The following is a 16,776-nucleotide window of genomic DNA, read 5'->3' as shown; positions in this document are numbered from 1 at the left end:
TTCCTTAGCGATTATCGGTCTTGTCCCAGTGACCGCCAATAATCGTCGCGACTTGCGCCACTGCACGAGGCTCCAGGTGCAAATGATGGCCGCCAATGAGCACGTGGCGGTGTAAATCTTTGACTGCCTGCCGCGCTTGAGCGGCCCACTCACGTTGACCCAGAATGCCGCTATCGCCTTCAATCAAGAGAACCGGAGCATTAATATCTGCCAGCAATGACAGCACTTGCTCCGGCGTAAAACGCACCAGCGATGGCTTCAGTAGACGGCCGTCAGTACGCATTTGCACATGGCCATCGGCGGTAGGCTGCGTATTGCGCTCCACAAGCGGCGCGGCCGTTATACTATCTAGCGGCGTCACACCGCCCGCCACACGCGCAGCGATCGCGCTTTCTATATCCGCATAGCGTGGGGCCCGAGAACGCGGCCGTCGATAAGCTGCCAATCCTTTGCGCAGTTGGCTGGCGGTCTCCTCCAGCGGTGTATTGAGCGCGCCTAATCCGTCAATCAAGGTTAAGCGCACTACCCGCTCAGGCAACGCCGCGGCCACTAGACATGCCACTGCCGCGCCCATTGAGTGGGCCAGCAAGCTGGCTTGCTCTAATCCGAGCGTGTCCATGACATCGAGCACGTCGTGACAATAGTCCCACAATGCATAGTCGACGCCTTCAGGCACATGTGAAGAGTGCCCATGCCCCCGAAAATCCACCGCTACAATGCGGATACCTAGCGCCTCAACTAGCAGCGGTGCCAAGCGTGAAAAACTGGCTGCGTTATCTAACCAGCCGTGCAACGCCAGCCACGTGGGAGCATCCGAGCGCCCCCAGCTCAGCGCGGCAAGGCGGCCTTCGGCAAGCAAAAGCGGCTGCGGCGCAAAAACGCGGGAAGCCGTTAGATCAGAGTGGTACATAAGCTAAAAGTCCTGGGCCAATAACGCTGCGTGAAGGCAGTCAAGATGACGACGCGGGCAACAAACGGTACCATGCCCGGCGTAATACTTTTGCTGCTTTTCTCTCCACGCTTATTTTGGTGTTGCCATGAAACCACGCCGCGATACTCGCGCCCGTAATCTTGTCTTTCTCATTGCTGTTATCAGCGCCGCCGTGGTCGGCTTTTGGCTCGCACGCTAATACGCAGCGATACCGCTACGCCTCCCCGAGAAGCCCTAAGCTGGCCGCTGGGGCTTGGCGACGCAAGCCACGTGATAGCGCGTGGCCGATCACGCCAATCAGCACAGCCCCGCCGAGTGGCAATAATATCCATAGCCCTAGGTGGAAGGTTGGCGTGAGATCTAGCCAGTAAATATACAGTGCTGCCGTGGCAAACTCTGCCAATACCGCCCCCATCAAACCACTGGCAAAGCCTAGCAGCGCATACTCGGCTCCCTGCACGCGTGAAATCATCCGGCTGCCTGCCCCAAAGACACGCAACAAACCGCTTTCATGGGCGCGCACAGGAAGGCTTGCGGTTAACGCCGCATAAAGCACGCTAACCCCGGCTAAGAGTACCAGCGCAAGCACCAACTCCACAGCACGCGTCACTTGGCTAAGCACGTCGCGCACTTGGCCTAAGATGGCATCCACATTGAGCAACGACACACCGGGGAAATCGGTAATAAGCTCTCTAATCAGGCCACTTTCCGCTTCAGGCAAATGAAAGGCCGTAATGTAGCTGTGGCCAAATTGCTCCAGCACGCCCGGCGGAAAGATAACGAAAAAATTAGGCTGAAAGCTGTCCCAGTGAAGGCTACGCAGGCTGGTAATCTGTGTCGCTATCTCGTCGCTACCGACTGAGAAGGTGATCTCGTCGCCAATGCCTAGGCCTAACCTTTCAGCCAGCCCATCTTCCATCGAAATAGGCACAGGGGTTGCTTGCGGCGTTGCCTCAACTGCACTCATCCACCCCTGGCTTGCGTCGCTTGCTTGCACTGTTGAAAACCATTCTCCGGCGACTAACTCGTTACCATCGGGCAGCTCTGCTTGCCAGGTGAGGTTTAACTCACGGCGTAGCGAGCCATCGCCACGCGCATCCTGCGGCACGGCATCCTCTGGGGGCTGATCATTAATAGCAATAACGCGACCGCGTACCATTGGGTACAGGGTGCTTTGAGTTTCTACACGCGGTGAAACGACCGTTTCAAAAGGATCCCGCTCGGAGGGTTGAATGTTGATCGCGAAATAATTAGGGGTATTTTCAGGCAGCTGATCTTGCCAGGTGCTCAACAGATCACCGCGCACTAATACAATCATCGCCATCGCAAAGAAAGTCACCGAAAATGCTAGCAGCTGACCCAGTCCTGCCTGGCGTCTGCGAGCCAACTGACGACCGCCTAAACGTAGCGCCTGCGACCACTCATTGCTTCCCGTTACTCTTTGGACACCCCGCAATAAAGCGCTGAGTAAAAAGGCGCTAATCAGCCACAGCAAACCGAGCAGCATCGCCCCGCCGATTAATAGCGCAATCGCTAGCACCAGGCTGCCCGAGTAAAGCCATAGCAACCCGCCAAACACAATGCCCGCCACCCCCACCACCAGCCATGCAGAAGGTGGCAACGGATCGAGCTCGCGACGCAGCACTTTCAACGCGCTAACTTGCTTAATACGCAGCAAGGTTGGCCCAGCAAACCCGACTAACACAGCAAGCGCTGTGAAAACGCCCAGCCCTAGCGGCATCAGCCCCGGTGGCGGGAGCGTCATGGGCAGAAAGCTCACCAGCAACCGGAGTAAAACGGCTTGTCCAACAAGCCCAAGCAGCGCCCCAAGCACTGCTGCGACCAGGGCTAGCCCGAGCAGTTGAAGAGTAAAAATTGATACTAACTGGCGCTGACTGGCGCCAAAGCAGCGCAGCAGCGCAGCGGTGTCTAAGTGACGCTCGACGTAGCGCCGGGTCGACATTGCGACAGCCACGCCTGCCAGCAGTACGGCGGCTAACCCGGCAAGTCCTAGATAGCGTTCAGCGCGCTGTAAAGCGTTCCCCAGCTGAGGCCGATCGACTCGCACGTCGCGAACCTCGACGCCGTCGCGGCGGAGTTCCGCCAGCAGGTCTTGAACCCGCTCTAGTGCCGCTGGCGAGCCTGCCGCTAATATTTCAAACTCTATGCGTGAGCCAGGCTGGATTAGGCCAGTCGCTTCAACATCCGCGGTGTTCATCATTAAGCGCGGGTTAAAGTTGCTAAATCCAGCGGACTGGTCTGCCTCACGCTCTACAATACCCGTCACGGTAAGCTCGGTTTGGCCTACCTGCACTTGATCACCGAGCTGTATCTCGACTAACTGCATTAGCCGCGGGTCAGCCCATGCTTCGCCGGGCGCGGGACCTGATGCAACCTCCTCAGTGCCATCGCCAAAATCTACGTGTGATACGCCGTAATGAGGATAAACATCATCGACAGCTTTGAGGCTCGCGGGCTGAAAGCGCTCGCCGCGGCTAATCATGGAAACGAGATCAACCTGGTCACTTAACGTAAAGCCGGCATTTTCCAGAGTGGCCCGCAGCTCTTCGGAAAAAGGATCGCGCTGCTCTAACACTAAGTCGCCGCCCAGCATTTGGCTTGCTTGACGCTCCAAGCCACGTTCTAAACGGTCCAAAAAGAAAGCGATCATCGTCGATGCCGCAACGGCCAGTACCAGAGCGATAAACAGAGCGCGCACGTCGGCAGCGCGAAGGTCTCGTTTAAGACTGCGCATCGCTAAGCGCCAATTCACATCGCTCATTGCGTCCCCTCATCTACCGAGGCGGCTACTGGCACAAAAGGTTCTAACTTGCCTTGATCCAGGCGCAGACAGCGGTCACAGCGACGGGCCAGAGCGTGATCATGGGTAACCAAAATGAGCGTAGTGCCCGCTTCACGGTTCAAGGTAAAAAGCAGATCAATAACTTGAGCGCCGGTATCCGGGTCAAGATTGCCGGTTGGTTCATCGGCAAACACCAGCTCAGGGTCAGTGACGAAAGCGCGAGCCACCGCCACCCGCTGCTGCTCGCCGCCAGACAGCTGCTTAGGGAGATGATCGACGCGCTCGCCAAGCCCCACGCGCGCTAACCACTTAGTCGCGGTTTGTGTTTCGCCGGCACGGGGGGAAAGCTCCAATGGCAGCATGACGTTTTCCAGCGCACTCAACGTAGGTAATAACTGAAAATTTTGAAACACGAAACCTACTCTCCCCGCTCTTAGTGCCGCACGGCCATCTTCATCTAATCGGCTGAGCGCTTGACCGAAGAGCATAAGCTCACCATCACTGGGTGTATCCAGACCCGCCAACAGCCCCAACAATGTTGATTTACCCGCACCGCTTTTGCCTAAAATCGCAACGCTTTCACCCGCTTCTACGCTTAACGACAGCTCATGTAAAATAGTTAGCGAGCGCTCTCCGCTGGTGACTTTTTTCGAGAGCCTGTCGGCATGTAGAACGGGGTACCCGGAAACGCCATGAGGAACATTATGCGCCGCGGGGGTGTCTGTAAGAGGGCGGCGGATACCATTTGAGTGTTCGGTCGTTGACGAGGCGTGTGCAGCTGAGTTTTCAGTTTGATCAGAGGAGTAAGGCATGAAGCATGACATCCCTAAAGCTTGGTGTGGGCTGAACCGTATGGTAACCGTATGGGTACTAGTACTGGTAGCCACCTGGACCTCAACCTCAGTCAACGCAGAACCGGTCAGTGAAGACACGCGCCCCACCCTACTGGTAATGGGCGACAGCCTAAGCGCCGCTTACGGCATTGAGCGTGAAGAGGGCTGGGTGAGTTTACTGGCCGAGCGCCTAGACGATAAAGCACAGGTTATCAATGCCAGCATTAGCGGTGAAACGACGTCTGGGGGGCTACAAAGATTCACTGACATCATCGGACAACGACAGCCCGATATTGTTCTACTTGAACTGGGCGGTAATGACGGCTTGCGCGGCTTGGCACCTAATCAAATGCAGGCAAACCTAGCTAGCATGATTGAGCAGAGTCAAGAAGCCGGGGCGCAGGTGCTGCTGCTGGGTATTGATATTCCGCCGAACTATGGCCAAGCGTACCGCGATGCGTTTACGGGCGTATTTCACTCATTGGCGGAGGAGTACGACGTGGCGCTAGTGCCCTTCTTACTTGAAGACATCGCCTTAGATGCACAGCTGATGCAAAGCGACGGTATTCATCCTACTGCTGAAGCACAGCCGATTATTTTAGACAATGTATGGCCTGAGCTTGAGTCGCTTCTTGAAGAATCCTCAGTCGATGCCCATCTGTCTTAAATCCTAACGCATATCCTCAGCCATATGCGCCAACAGCAAAAGTGTCGCTGAAAAATAATCATCTTCTGATTGGGGCGTTGCGCTGGGTAGTTTTTCGCCGCTCGCATAGGCCCTAATCGCATCCACGCCGCGCGAAATTGGGTATTCCGCACGCTCGTCACTCACTACATCAACCCATGCTGATGGAGGTTGATGCGCAGGGTCATTCCAAAAAGCAGTTATACTGCCAATAGCGCGCGCTTCGTCGCGCCCACCCCAGACAAAATAGAGCGGAATGCGGACTGCGTCAAAGCTAAACCTAGGCGCCCAGTTGGATGCCGGTGCAACCTCGCCTCGTTGATTAACAACCACCCAATCAGTGGGTAATAGATAAGCACCAAAGCGTGCTTCATCCAGTACGACAACGCCGTCATCAATCAGGCGCTGCCAGGGTTGTTCAGGCTCAATGTCAGCAAAATCTCTTAGTGCCGGTAAAAACCAGTAAGAAAGATTGATGTCGACCTCTTGATCGCGTCGAAATCCTTCTATAGCGGGTAGAAGCACTTGGTAACCCGCAATCTCATAAGTCAGGTTTTCTAACACCGCGCGGCGGATACTTCGAGAAGCACTCGCGTAATTCGCGTTGTTCCAGCGCTCTGCGGCCAGGTACAGAGCCCAGGCGATAAATAAGTCGCCATCCGTCGCATTGTTAAGGTCACGCACCGCAGGCTTATCGCGAGGATCGTAGCGCCACGAGAAGAGAGAGACATCAGGGCGACTCAAGTGCCGGCGAGTCCATTGCCAAAGCTGATCAAACGCTTCTTGGTCATTATGATGCTGAGCAAGCATCATGCCCCAGCCCTGCCCCTCCGAGTGGCTGATATTATTATTGCCGGTGTCAATGACCCGCCCATTGGCATCGATGAAGCGTTCTTTATATGTGCTCCAAGGCGTATCTGCCTGAGCTGCGCAGGCCCCCACCAACATACAAACAATAAGCCCAGTGCCTAACATAAGCCGACGCAGCATAACGAGTTATCCCTTAAATGCGCAGTTCCACTATCAGGAACGGCTAACGTCCATAAAGAAAGGTGCATTCACGTTGCTCAGCATTACAGCTAATGCAGGTAATAGGCACCTCCATATCCCCCCCCTGCTGGCTTAGCCAACCTTTATATAATCCTTCTAACAAGGCAGACATTGCTAGCAAACCGATGTCGATACCCTCTTGGGAGTCGCCTGGGATAGGGCATGCAGAATGGCAAATCCGCATTTTTTGATGCTCAGCAATGATGCTGACATATCCCCAATCTAGCAGATTTAATGCCTCATTAATGGCCTTCTCCAGGCTTTCTAAGGTAGCGCACTCGCCCATAGGCATTTCTATCGCCATACGGCTGCCAATGTGACGCCAGAAACCCGAAGACTCTTCTTTGCCTGCGCTATTGAAAAGCTCATCAAAAACCAGTTCTAGGAAAAGCCGCCACTGGGTGCTGCAATGGCGCTGAGCATAATGCTCAATGTGTTTGGAATGATTATCTGGCTCGTTCACCGCTATCTCCAAAGGTATAGTTCATAAACATGCTAGCGGATGTATCGTTGTAATCACCGAAGCTGTTGAAATCCACCCGTCCGCCAAGAGCAAGATCAGGGGTCATTTGGTACTCCATAGCACCGCCAAAAGAAAGCCCTATCCCACTTTCACTTTCTCCTGAATAGCGTGATGCCGGCGTAGCCCCGAGAGCAGAAAATACATCAAGAAGTGCCTGCGCCTCTGGATCTGTCGGGAAATAGTCGCTGTCATCGGTGCTATAACTTTGGAAGCCCGGCGCCACATAGCCGCCCAGCGTCAGTTGGTCGGTGAAATTCTCACGATAGTTAATAGGAAAAGCGACGCTGACATAATCTTGGGGGCTGAAATAGCCACCGTGGCCATAAGTGAAATGGCTCAGATCATCATCGAAGGCCATGGCGGAAACATGTACACCGGCTTGCAGCTGGCGGCGTTCATTATTGACCGGGCGAGCATAGCCACCTAAAGAGAGATTGTAAGACTGGTTATCAGCGACGTTATGGCCGGTATAGCGATAGGTGCCAATATCTGCATACAGGCCACCCGCCTCAGTGTCATAGTTGATGCCTGCGCGACCACCGGTGCGCACAACGCCACCCCACGTATCACCACTATAGGCATCGTAAGCGCCCGCATATGACAGCACGCTATCTTTTACAGCCCTTCGTTCCGCAGTGAAATTCAGCGTTGTATTCTCAGCGATCTCCGGTTGCCAATGTATGCCACCCACTAGATTAGTTTCTTCAAACCCAAGGGGCGTACTGCCAATATCAAGATTGACACTGCCATTTTCATAGCTCAGCGCTAGCCCCGCACCGCTGTCACGTAAACTGGATGGTCTGGCTGACTGTGCCGTCGACTGCAGCCGGCTCTGAATGCCAGCGAGGGCCGTTTCTATTTGCTGGCGGCTCTCGACAAAGGCACTCAGCGACTCTCCGTCAAAACTTAATGCCTCAAAATCGACACTATTACCTGCTAGATATTGATTGAAAAGCTCGCGCTGCTGATCGGTAAGGCTTGCGACCGTCAAACCAGCTTCAAACAAAGGGTTACGCTCAAGGGCGGCATCGTAAAAACGCCTAGCCTCTTCTAACACAGCCGCCAAGCGTACCCGCTCTTGCTCATTAACCGCAGCATCCAGATTACTTTGGGCCGTGAAGAAATTAGTAACGGTAGTCTGAATTTGGTCCAGAATCGGAGTCACACCGCTAAGCGATTCATTGAGAGAAGCAGCACTTTCCGCGAGCCCGCTACGCCCGTAGCGACGCAAAGCATCGCCTTCAGGCATGCCGGCGGTTACCTGAGTTGGGGTTACGGCTATCTCAAAACGCCCTTCTCCAAACGGCATTAGTGAAAAGCGCACGGGGGCTTCGACACGGTCCTGTCGACTAAGGCCGCTCTCGCCATCACGCAGGTTAAAGGCGAATTCAGTGGCCACCGTTGGCGCTCTCTCACGCCTGATCTGGCGAGAAAGCTCATCTATCTGCTGGCTGGTAGATGGCGTCAACGCTTCCGATTCAGTCATTGCGATGTCATAACTGACCTCACGACTAGCGCCCGGCAACCAGTTAGGTCGTTGTGACGCACGCGCACCTTGCGATCTGTCGGTAAACGGGTTTTGCCTCTGTACAAGGGCCGCCGCACCGTCTTCTTGTCCACTTAACCGCTGGCGAGCTTGGCTGAGTAAGGCGAGCGCTTTTAAGCTTTCGCCATTAGCCCTAGCGACCTGGGCGCTGAGCAGTAAGGTATCGGGGGTTTGTTGCTCGGGTCCATAACGACTCAGAAGCTGACTTGCTTGGCGCGAGCGATTGTTAGCAAGTGCCGTCTGCACCGCTCCCTGCAACGCCTGCTCACTTTCAGGGTGACGCGTGAGCACATAGGTATATATCTGCTCAGCTTGGGCTTGACGATCACCTTCAGCGTATAAACGCCCCATCGCCAACAACAAGTCCTCGTCATCTGGCGACTGCTGCATCGGCTCTGCCAACACGTCATAAGCGCTGGCTAAACGGCCACTCTGACGCAACTGATCGGCTTTAATAATGGCTAAACCACGCTCAGCGGCCAAGGCGTTGGAATCCTCACGCCACTGAGGAGAAGCGGCTAAACGATTGAGCAATTGCTGGGCAGCGTCAGATCGACCGGCCTGAGCCATCACCAGCGTATGATTGATATAATCATTGGGTATTTGTTCATCAATACCACGTGCTAAATCGCGCTCTACCCAGCGTAAAGCCTCACTTTTAGCACCCGCTTCTGACAAAGCCCCCGCAATTTGACTAACCTGGCTAGGCGTAAGGCCGGCCCCTTCAGAACGCAGATAAAGTTGCTGCAGTGAGGCAATCGCTGCAGACTTATTTCCTTGCTCTAGCTGCGCTAATGCCTGATTCAGAGGCTGCTGGATCTGAGCCCGTTGCTGCAGAGACGTCATCTCAACTGTTAGCGAATCTGACGGTATATTCGACAGCAGTCGCTGGGTTTCCGACCAACGCCCCTGCTCCGACGCAAACAGCGCTGCGGCATAACGCTGATCTAGCGAGGCATCACTTGCAAGAAAGGGCCTCATCAACACCTGCGCTTCATCTGGGCGCGATTGCCCCGCCAGCAAACGAGCTAGATCAAGGCGCGCCCAAGGGTTGTTAGGCACCAGCTCGAGTGCTTCTCGAAGTGCCGTTTCCGCGCCAAAATCATCTTGCTGGCGCGCTTGAAGGCGCAGCGCTTCTACTTGGGCCGTGGCTAACCCACTCATCTGAGCGCGCCTGCTTTCCGGCAACGCCTGAGCTATTTGTTGTGCAGCCGCCCAGTCACCTTTGTCAGAAAGCACTTGAACGAGTCCTACTCGCGCGTCAACATCGCTTTGACGCGTTTCCAGCATGGCGCGATAAGCCTGTTCTGCGGCATCTAAACGCTTTTGACGACGCAAAATATCGGCTTCCAGCAAGCGTGCGGCGCGTCCAGCATCGCCGCTCTGCTGAGTAAGTGGCCGCACTTGCCCAAGTGCTTGGTCAAGATTGTTGGCTGCCGCTAAACGACGCGCCTCACCTAAGCGAGCATAAAAGGCCGCACTTTGATACGCGGCGGCCCACTGCTCTCGCCGCTCTGGCGCCTGATCCATAGCTTGTGACAGCAGGCCTCTGGCTTCAGCAAACTGCTGCCTACGCAGCAATATGAGCCCTAATCCACCTTTCGCCTCAGCATCTTGTGGATTTTCTTCCAACGCCTGCCGAAATGACTCTTCGGCACTTCCCAGTTGCCCCGCCTGTAAGGCTGTGAAACCTACGGCGCGTGTATTCTGAGCAGTTGAATCTTCAAAATGCTGGGGCACGTCGTTATCGTCTGGATTAACCTGCGCATAAACCTGATAAAGCGTTTCATCAGCCGGCGTGGCTTCTAACCACAGCAGCGCTTGCCGCCAGCCGCTTCTTGCAGCAACGGCTTCAGAGCCGCCTTGTCGCGCTAACTGAGCCAGTTGGCTAATACCCTCACGGCGAGTACCTTCGCGATAGGTTAATACTTCGCTCAATGCACGCTTTAAAGGAGCATCAGTAGGATAGTCGTCACTAAACTGGCGCAGGCCATCACGCGCTTCTCGCCATTGGGCATCAGTGCCACCAGCCAGTGTTTGATAGTACTCAACGGCGAGACCGCGGGGAGGCGTATCGCCACCAAATAAAGAGCGATATGCCGATGCCGACTCTTCATAGCGATTCGCGCGTGCTAGCTGACGGGCGCGATTCAACTGCGTTGTGTCTAATTGATTGCCCTGCTGCAATTGGTCTAACTCAATCAAGTACTGGCTATTAGGTGACGCCTGCTCCAATCGCTGCGTCCACTGCGCTACTTGATCGGGCTGGTCATCTATCACTGCTTGGCGCGCTAGCCTGTAAAGCACTTCGGGGTCATCAGGCCGCCCGGCAAGATAGCGCTCAAGCGCTTGGCGCGCTAAGTCAGGACGCTGATTTTCCTGCCAAAAATCAGCTTGGCGCAATAAAGCATCTAAGGCCGACTGCGAGTTTTCCTGTCCCCATGCTGCCGTCATCGGCGCACAGCTAACTAAGGCACTCAGCAAAAGCCGATTTTTTAATTTCATTAACGTTGGTACGGGCGTACGCATGGTTATTCTCCGCCTGAGTGCGTTTTGCTACCAGCATTTGCTCGACGCAGTGCTCGGCGTTTGAGAGTGCTATAAAGAAGTCCGGACAGTAAAAGCAGAACAATGCCCATAGCTAATAACATGGGAATAATGTATTGGCCGGTGTACCAGCGGATAAGACGATGCCAGACCATTTCACCTCGAGGCGTCCGCGGCCCAACCTGATAAGCACTGACCTCTTGGCTCGGCGACACCATGACTAAATCCCCCACGGCTTGACGACTAACTTGGGGCTGATCAATCACGGCCGGTAGCGTGCGCATGCCTTCATCATGAAAAGCAGTGGCTACGATAATGCTTCGCGTGGGGTTCAGCGGTGACCGAACGCCTAGTAATATCTGTTTAGGGGACTGGCTGCCAATCCTATTGCGAGCACGCTCGGTATCTCGTCCCCACTGGGCTTGTGCCCAAAGATTTAATCTAGTCACTAAGTTCAAAGGCGTGACGCGTAAAGCTCCTTGCTCAATACTGAAAGGCCCAAGAAAACCATTAAGCTCACTACGCTCCAACTGATCAGCACGCGCAACAACCAATATATCGCGCTCTGACAAGTTGTCGTTAAGCGTTAGCCCCTTGCGCACATCCAGTGCCAGACTGGGGTATCCCGTAGAGGCCCCCATGCGCCCAATGAGCCCAAGCGCGGTACTAATCTCAACGGCATCAGGTTCAGTGGCAAGCAGCAGCGTCGTGTGGGACAAATCGGCCCACTGTGTAAAGGGAAAGCCCGCACTTAGCCAGTATGAGAGCTCTGGCAGTGCTGCAAAATACTGTGCATCGCTCATATCCAAATAAGAATCAGGGTACAGGCGCGTTTCAATTCGATCAGGAAGGCCAAGCTCACATCCATTTTCCGGCATGTTCACTGCCATATTAAAATAAAAGCTGAGCTGGTTATTACCGTATAACTTTTCCTGGGGAATGCGTAACGTAGCGCGCTCTTTACGAATATCATTTCCCAGAAAGCGCCAAGCTTCCCAGGCTAAAGAACGCTTCTCAACGGGTAAAGAGGCTAGATAAGTGCCGTTAAGAGCAATCTCCAGTCGTGACTCATCTTCGTTTAGCCATTCGCCACGCGGGAACTCATAGCCCACTTCTAACGTTACATTATCACCCGGCCATAAATGCATGTTTGGGGGCAGGCGAAAGCTATAATTTTGCGGCGATGGGCGAATACCCTCACCGAGCATTTCATTCTCACCAGCCATTTTATCAAGATAGATCGGCTCATTAAGCGCCTGCCAGTTAGGTGCATCATAGGCCTCTCTAAGAGCTAGCTGGGGCGCACTTACCGTTTCACTATCGCCGCTTAAACGCTCTTGATAGTGGGCTAGATATGCAGCGGCGCTTTTTACGTCTTGCTCTGTTACTCCCGTGACGATCAATAACCGATACATAGCATTATTAGGATTAGCCAGTTGAAGTAAGGTAGGGCCCTCAATGCTCGGCAGCTCTACTCCTAAAGGCATTTGTTCGGGAGTTCCTATTACGACCGCATGTTGATCCGGTATCTGAGTATGATGAACGGGGAAGTCAGCACCTCTAAAATCCGCTTTAATCGCAAAATACGATGCTAATATTGCGCTGGTACTCAGTAGCGTTTCTGAAGGCATAGAGGGCATAATGAAAGGCAATACTAGCCGCTCCATGTCGGCTGCATCAGCGAAAGGGGCAGGTAAATTGGCTAACCCGTTAAGTGGAGGTAACGACTGAACATTCACGTTGAGCGTCGAGCTTGGTAAAACCTCGACCCAAATATCTTCGCTGAGCAAATTATTACATTGTTCGAGTGTTTGGCCGGCTACGCTTAGCAATAGTGTGTTGTAGGTAATGATTAGCTCAGGCGGAATCGCGACTTCAGCTACTAGGTGCTCAGCCGTAAACCGATCAAGTTCGAGTGTCTCGATGACAATGCCATTCAGGGTAACGTCAAATCGGCTAAGTCCCTCTAAAAGAGCATCTGAATAACGTATATCTAAGTGCAGCACAGCGCCGGTAGATACTTCATCACTACGCAAAGAAAACTCGATACCCGCCTGAGCGCCGTTTCCCTGAATGCGAAGTGGTTCAGGCTCGCCTTCATCGATACGCTGCAACAGTGGATAAATTCGTTCCCGAGTCTCCACGGGCATATTGAAAGCCAAGCTGCCCCGAGCATTCACCGCGACATCAGGCAACGTCGCAGCCTCGCTTGGCAACATCTCTAGCATTAACGGCCTAGCGGCCTGAACATCTAGTGATTGGCTCCATGCTCGCTGGGTAGACATGATGCCTACCATAATCAACGCGACGAGAACCATTCGCCATACCCAGGTGGAGACAGGTGTGGATATCGCTGTAGCAGCCGTTGCCATCGATGCAGAACTACCAGAACGTGCATCTGCTTGGCGTGCTTTGCTTGTACTTTCGCCACCACCGGCAAATAAACGTCGCTCCTTCCAGTTGCGGAAAAAAAGCCCCGTGACGGCGCGAATGACAGTCCACATCGAACGCAGTGGCTGGTCGTGGGGAAGCTTGCGTTTCTGTATCCAAGCATCTGCACGACCCATGACAAGCTTCACTAACTGGCGGCGCTGAACCACATTTAACGTACCAAACCGCAGACGTATATGCTGTTCATCACGGCTTACTATGTGCACAGGAAATAGGATCGGATTACCATCGAACTCCATTTCGATAAAGTCAATCCGCGCATCCTTTGAAAAGCCAGCCACTGCAGCAAGCTGCATACCACCCATAGACAAATTTTGCGTCGTAGACGACAGCGTGTAACCGCCAGAGAGATGTAATACCACAGGCCGGCTTAACTTGATTCGTACGTACTCACGCACCTGCTTTTGTTCGCTGCCAACAGCGATCGCCGCCATCAGAAAAATTGCGCTAAATGAGGCCCATGCTACGTTAAACAGCAATACGCTTACTTGCTCACCTTCAGGATTCCACCAAACTAAGCGTACGACACCCCATACTAGGCCCGCAGCCAGTAATGCCAGTAAAAACAGATGAGGCCGCGTCACATTAAAATCAAAAAAGCTTTGCTCGAGTCGCCCACCTTTTTCCGTGACATCAAACTTGCCTCGATTGGGGTTAAACAATGTTACAAGAGAAGGCTTGAGCAAATGAAAGGTTAAAACCGTTTCATATATTTCATTCCAGAACGTGTAGCGATACTGCCCTACCAGCTTCGCATTGGTATAAACGGCTGCAAATAAGTGAGGAAGTACATAGACAGCAACGGCCTGAGGCGATGCTTGAATAATATTGAGTCCAAACAGCATGTAAGCCAACGGGGCCGTTAAAAAAATAAAGCGCACTAACGGAAACTGAAAGTGCAACATCGCGCTTAAATAGCAGAGCCGCTGAGGAATGCTCAACCCTCGGCCTAACAGGGGGTTATCACGCCGTAATATCTGCGTCATACCCCGTGCCCAACGCGCACGCTGAACAATATGCAACGCTAGTCGTTCCGTCGCTAACCCAGCGGCAAGGGGTATGCCTAAGTAAGCGGTAGACCATCCTTTTCTTTGTAGTTTTAATGCGGTATGCGCATCCTCTGTGACTGTTTCAACCGCAAACCCACCTATTTCCTCTAGTGCACTGCGCCGAATAACTGCACACGAGCCACAAAAAAAGGCTGCATTCCAATAGTCATTGCCCTTTTGAATAGGACCATAAAAAAGCTCACCTTCGTGTGGCACTTCCCGGCCACTGACTAAATTCCGTTCAAAGGGATCAGGCGAATAAAAATGATGGGGCGTCTGTATAAGTGCTTGCTTCTGATCAACAAGAAAAGAGCCCACCGTCGCCTGTAAAAAAGCCCGCGTGGCAATATGGTCACAGTCAAAAATACAAATAAGCTCGCCGGACGTTTTCTGGAGCGCATTATTTAAATTACCCGCTTTCGCATGCTTATTATCTGTGCGAGTAATATATCCAACGCCCGCCTGAGATGCGAAAGCGCTAAACTCAGCTCGCTTACCATCATCTAAAAGATAAACATTTACTTTATCAGCTGGATAGTCAATATTTTGCGCTGCCAAAACAGTATCACGAACTACGTCTAAGCTTTCGTTATACGTCGGAATATATACGTCTACCGTTGGCCACTTAGTGATGTCTTTAGGCAGTGGGACAACTTTACGATCAAGCAACCACGCCGACTGAAAGAAGCTCAGCACCAAGACAACCCAGCAGTAACCTTCTGCCGCCAATAGCCCAAAGCTCAATATCGGCTCTATAAAACCATCCGTAATGAGCGTTTCAGTTACCCGCCAATAGAGATAGCGAGTTGCCGTCATGACGGTTACTAATGCCATTGCTAAACGTATGCGTGGAGAATCGACCTGCCCCATGATTAATAAAAAAACAGCGGTAACGCCCCCAAAGGCCAGTTGGTTATTCAACGTCATCGGCGTTGTAACAACAATTAACATGACAGGGGTACAAAGAAGTAGTAATAGAGCGATCCACGCTTTATACATAAGGGTTTTCATTATTCACCCTCTTTGCGTACTTGAGATAGCTCGGCATCTTGCATTAAACGAATGAGATTATGGGCGATAGCCTCAATATCATTAACAACCGCAGAGGTATACGCATGTTGCAGCACAGAAACCTGCAGTGCGTGTGCTTCGGACACTGCTGCGTCACGGTGAACCGCCCCTAGCAGTGATGCCTTCAAACGCTCTTTTAAAAGCGCGTATACGTCGCGACTTAGGTCATTACGAAGGTCTAGCTGATTGGCGACATAGTACAAATGCCTGCCAATGGTATCAGGATAAAAGCCACCACTTTCAATAGAGGGTAGAACGGCCAAAGAGGCGCTATCGGCCATCAGCATAGTGATGCACAGTGGCTTTAACTGGCAAACAGCCTCTAGTGCTACGGAGTGCCCTGGCGGCAAGTCAACTAACAGCACATCGTTTGGGGAGTTATAAAAGCCGCTAAGCGCTTGATATAGGGCTCTTGGATCATTGGCAAGAAACGTTTCGAAGCGATGGCGCTGCTCTCTAGTTGTACAGCCATAGGCAAGCACGTCAATGCCGCTTGCCGTTGTTCGGGCCATTTCACCCCAATAGGGAGTAGACGCGGCTTCAACGACATAGCCTTGAGCATCATTAAAAGCAATACCGAAGTGAAGCTTCAATGCATCTTGGCTATCAAAGTCAATGACAGTGACATTTAAACCTTGGCGTTGCAAAGTGTAAGCAAGATTAGCAGTCAACGTTGTTTTACCAACTCCCCCTTTAGGAGAGGCAACACAAATAAGCGTCATTTATTGATTTGCCTTATCAACGCTTTTAGCGATGTTCCCTGACGGTGATTACTTTGAGCATCATCATTACTATCTGTATAAGACTGAAATAAATGGCCAAAAGAACGCTGCGTTGCTGGCTTGTCAACCGGGTGCTGGTGAGAAGCATCAACACCTGATGTCGGTTGTTTATTTTCTAGTCGATACGGCACCGCCTGCTGCACCGGCGGCTGTTCACGCTCCTGGGCATAAACCGGAGGCACAGCAATAGGCCTAGACCTCTCAACGCTTTTTGGCGAGGCGCCCGGCGCTTGCTTGGCAATCCCATCAAGCAATTTCCAACGCTGCTGATCGTGTGAATAAGCCTCGTCAGACCTAAATTGCTGATACTCAAAATCCGCCCCGAACTGCTCGCTCAACACACCAATGTCTATGCTCTTCTCCATGCCTTTGTTATAACCTCTCTCTAGCCGTAGCTATCGGCTCAGCTGAAGATTAATGTATCGTTATGGTCACATTCCATTATTTAAGAAAATGTACTCATACTTCAGAACTAGTATTTTGTTTGACTTTTATACTAGTTCAC

Annotated in this window: 10 protein-coding genes; 1 reads left to right on the top strand and 9 read right to left on the bottom strand. The window is 52.7% G+C overall.

Annotated elements, in window-relative coordinates; translation table 11 throughout:
- Positions 1–4: 4 nt before the first annotated feature.
- The 3 genes from CIK78_RS08425 to CIK78_RS08415 all read right to left on the bottom strand — a co-directional run bounded on the left by CIK78_RS08425 (position 5) and on the right by CIK78_RS08415 (position 4,546).
- Positions 5–910, bottom strand: coding sequence for an alpha/beta fold hydrolase (locus CIK78_RS08425; RefSeq protein WP_096279038.1), 906 nt, complete (start codon positions 908–910; stop codon positions 5–7).
- Between the two features lie 235 nt (positions 911–1,145).
- The gene (locus CIK78_RS08420) at positions 1,146–3,713 is read right to left on the bottom strand and encodes an FtsX-like permease family protein (protein ID WP_096279036.1); all 2,568 of its coding nucleotides are present in this window, start codon (positions 3,711–3,713) and stop codon (positions 1,146–1,148) included.
- Positions 3,710–4,546: an ABC transporter ATP-binding protein gene (locus CIK78_RS08415; RefSeq protein ID WP_096279034.1), complete on the bottom strand. Its 837-nt coding sequence runs from the start codon at positions 4,544–4,546 to the stop codon at positions 3,710–3,712. The genes CIK78_RS08420 and CIK78_RS08415 overlap by 4 nt, the downstream gene beginning before the upstream one ends.
- Between CIK78_RS08415 and CIK78_RS08410 the strand changes: the two genes are divergently transcribed.
- Positions 4,545–5,234, top strand: a complete 690-nt coding sequence (locus tag CIK78_RS08410) for an arylesterase (protein ID WP_096279031.1) — start codon at positions 4,545–4,547, stop codon at positions 5,232–5,234. The two genes, CIK78_RS08415 and CIK78_RS08410, sit on opposite strands and share 2 nt — an antisense overlap.
- A 3-nt stretch (positions 5,235–5,237) precedes the next feature.
- Here CIK78_RS08410 and CIK78_RS08405 read toward each other — a convergent pair whose 3' ends face one another.
- From CIK78_RS08405 to CIK78_RS08380, 6 genes are read right to left on the bottom strand one after another with little or no spacing between them, the layout of a single operon-like run.
- Positions 5,238–6,242 (bottom strand): glycosyl hydrolase family 8, encoded by a 1,005-nt coding sequence (locus CIK78_RS08405; RefSeq protein WP_217990280.1) that lies wholly within the window; start codon positions 6,240–6,242, stop codon positions 5,238–5,240.
- Positions 6,243–6,285: 43 nt separating this feature from the next.
- Positions 6,286–6,765, bottom strand: a complete 480-nt coding sequence (gene bcsD, locus CIK78_RS08400; protein WP_176483381.1) for a cellulose biosynthesis protein BcsD — start codon at positions 6,763–6,765, stop codon at positions 6,286–6,288.
- Positions 6,749–10,900 (bottom strand): cellulose biosynthesis protein BcsC, encoded by a 4,152-nt coding sequence (locus CIK78_RS08395; RefSeq protein ID WP_096279027.1) that lies wholly within the window; start codon positions 10,898–10,900, stop codon positions 6,749–6,751. The genes bcsD and CIK78_RS08395 overlap by 17 nt, the downstream gene beginning before the upstream one ends.
- Positions 10,901–10,902: 2 nt before the next feature.
- Entirely contained in the window at positions 10,903–15,429 is a 4,527-nt protein-coding gene (gene bcsA, locus CIK78_RS08390; RefSeq protein WP_096279025.1) for a UDP-forming cellulose synthase catalytic subunit, read from the bottom strand.
- Entirely contained in the window at positions 15,429–16,211 is a 783-nt protein-coding gene (gene bcsQ, locus CIK78_RS08385) for a cellulose biosynthesis protein BcsQ (protein ID WP_096279023.1), read from the bottom strand. Before bcsQ ends, bcsA begins: the two co-directional genes overlap by 1 nt.
- The gene (locus CIK78_RS08380; RefSeq protein ID WP_141393032.1) at positions 16,208–16,612 is read right to left on the bottom strand and encodes a hypothetical protein; all 405 of its coding nucleotides are present in this window, start codon (positions 16,610–16,612) and stop codon (positions 16,208–16,210) included. Before CIK78_RS08380 ends, bcsQ begins: the two co-directional genes overlap by 4 nt.
- Positions 16,613–16,776: the final 164 nt, after the last annotated feature.

The sequence above is a fragment of the Halomonas sp. JB37 genome (genome assembly GCF_002332255.1).
In the GTDB taxonomy this organism is placed as follows: Bacteria; Pseudomonadota; Gammaproteobacteria; order Pseudomonadales; family Halomonadaceae; genus Vreelandella; species Vreelandella casei.
Note: the sequence above shows the minus strand (reverse complement) of the source record. Positions and strands in the feature narration are given on the sequence as shown.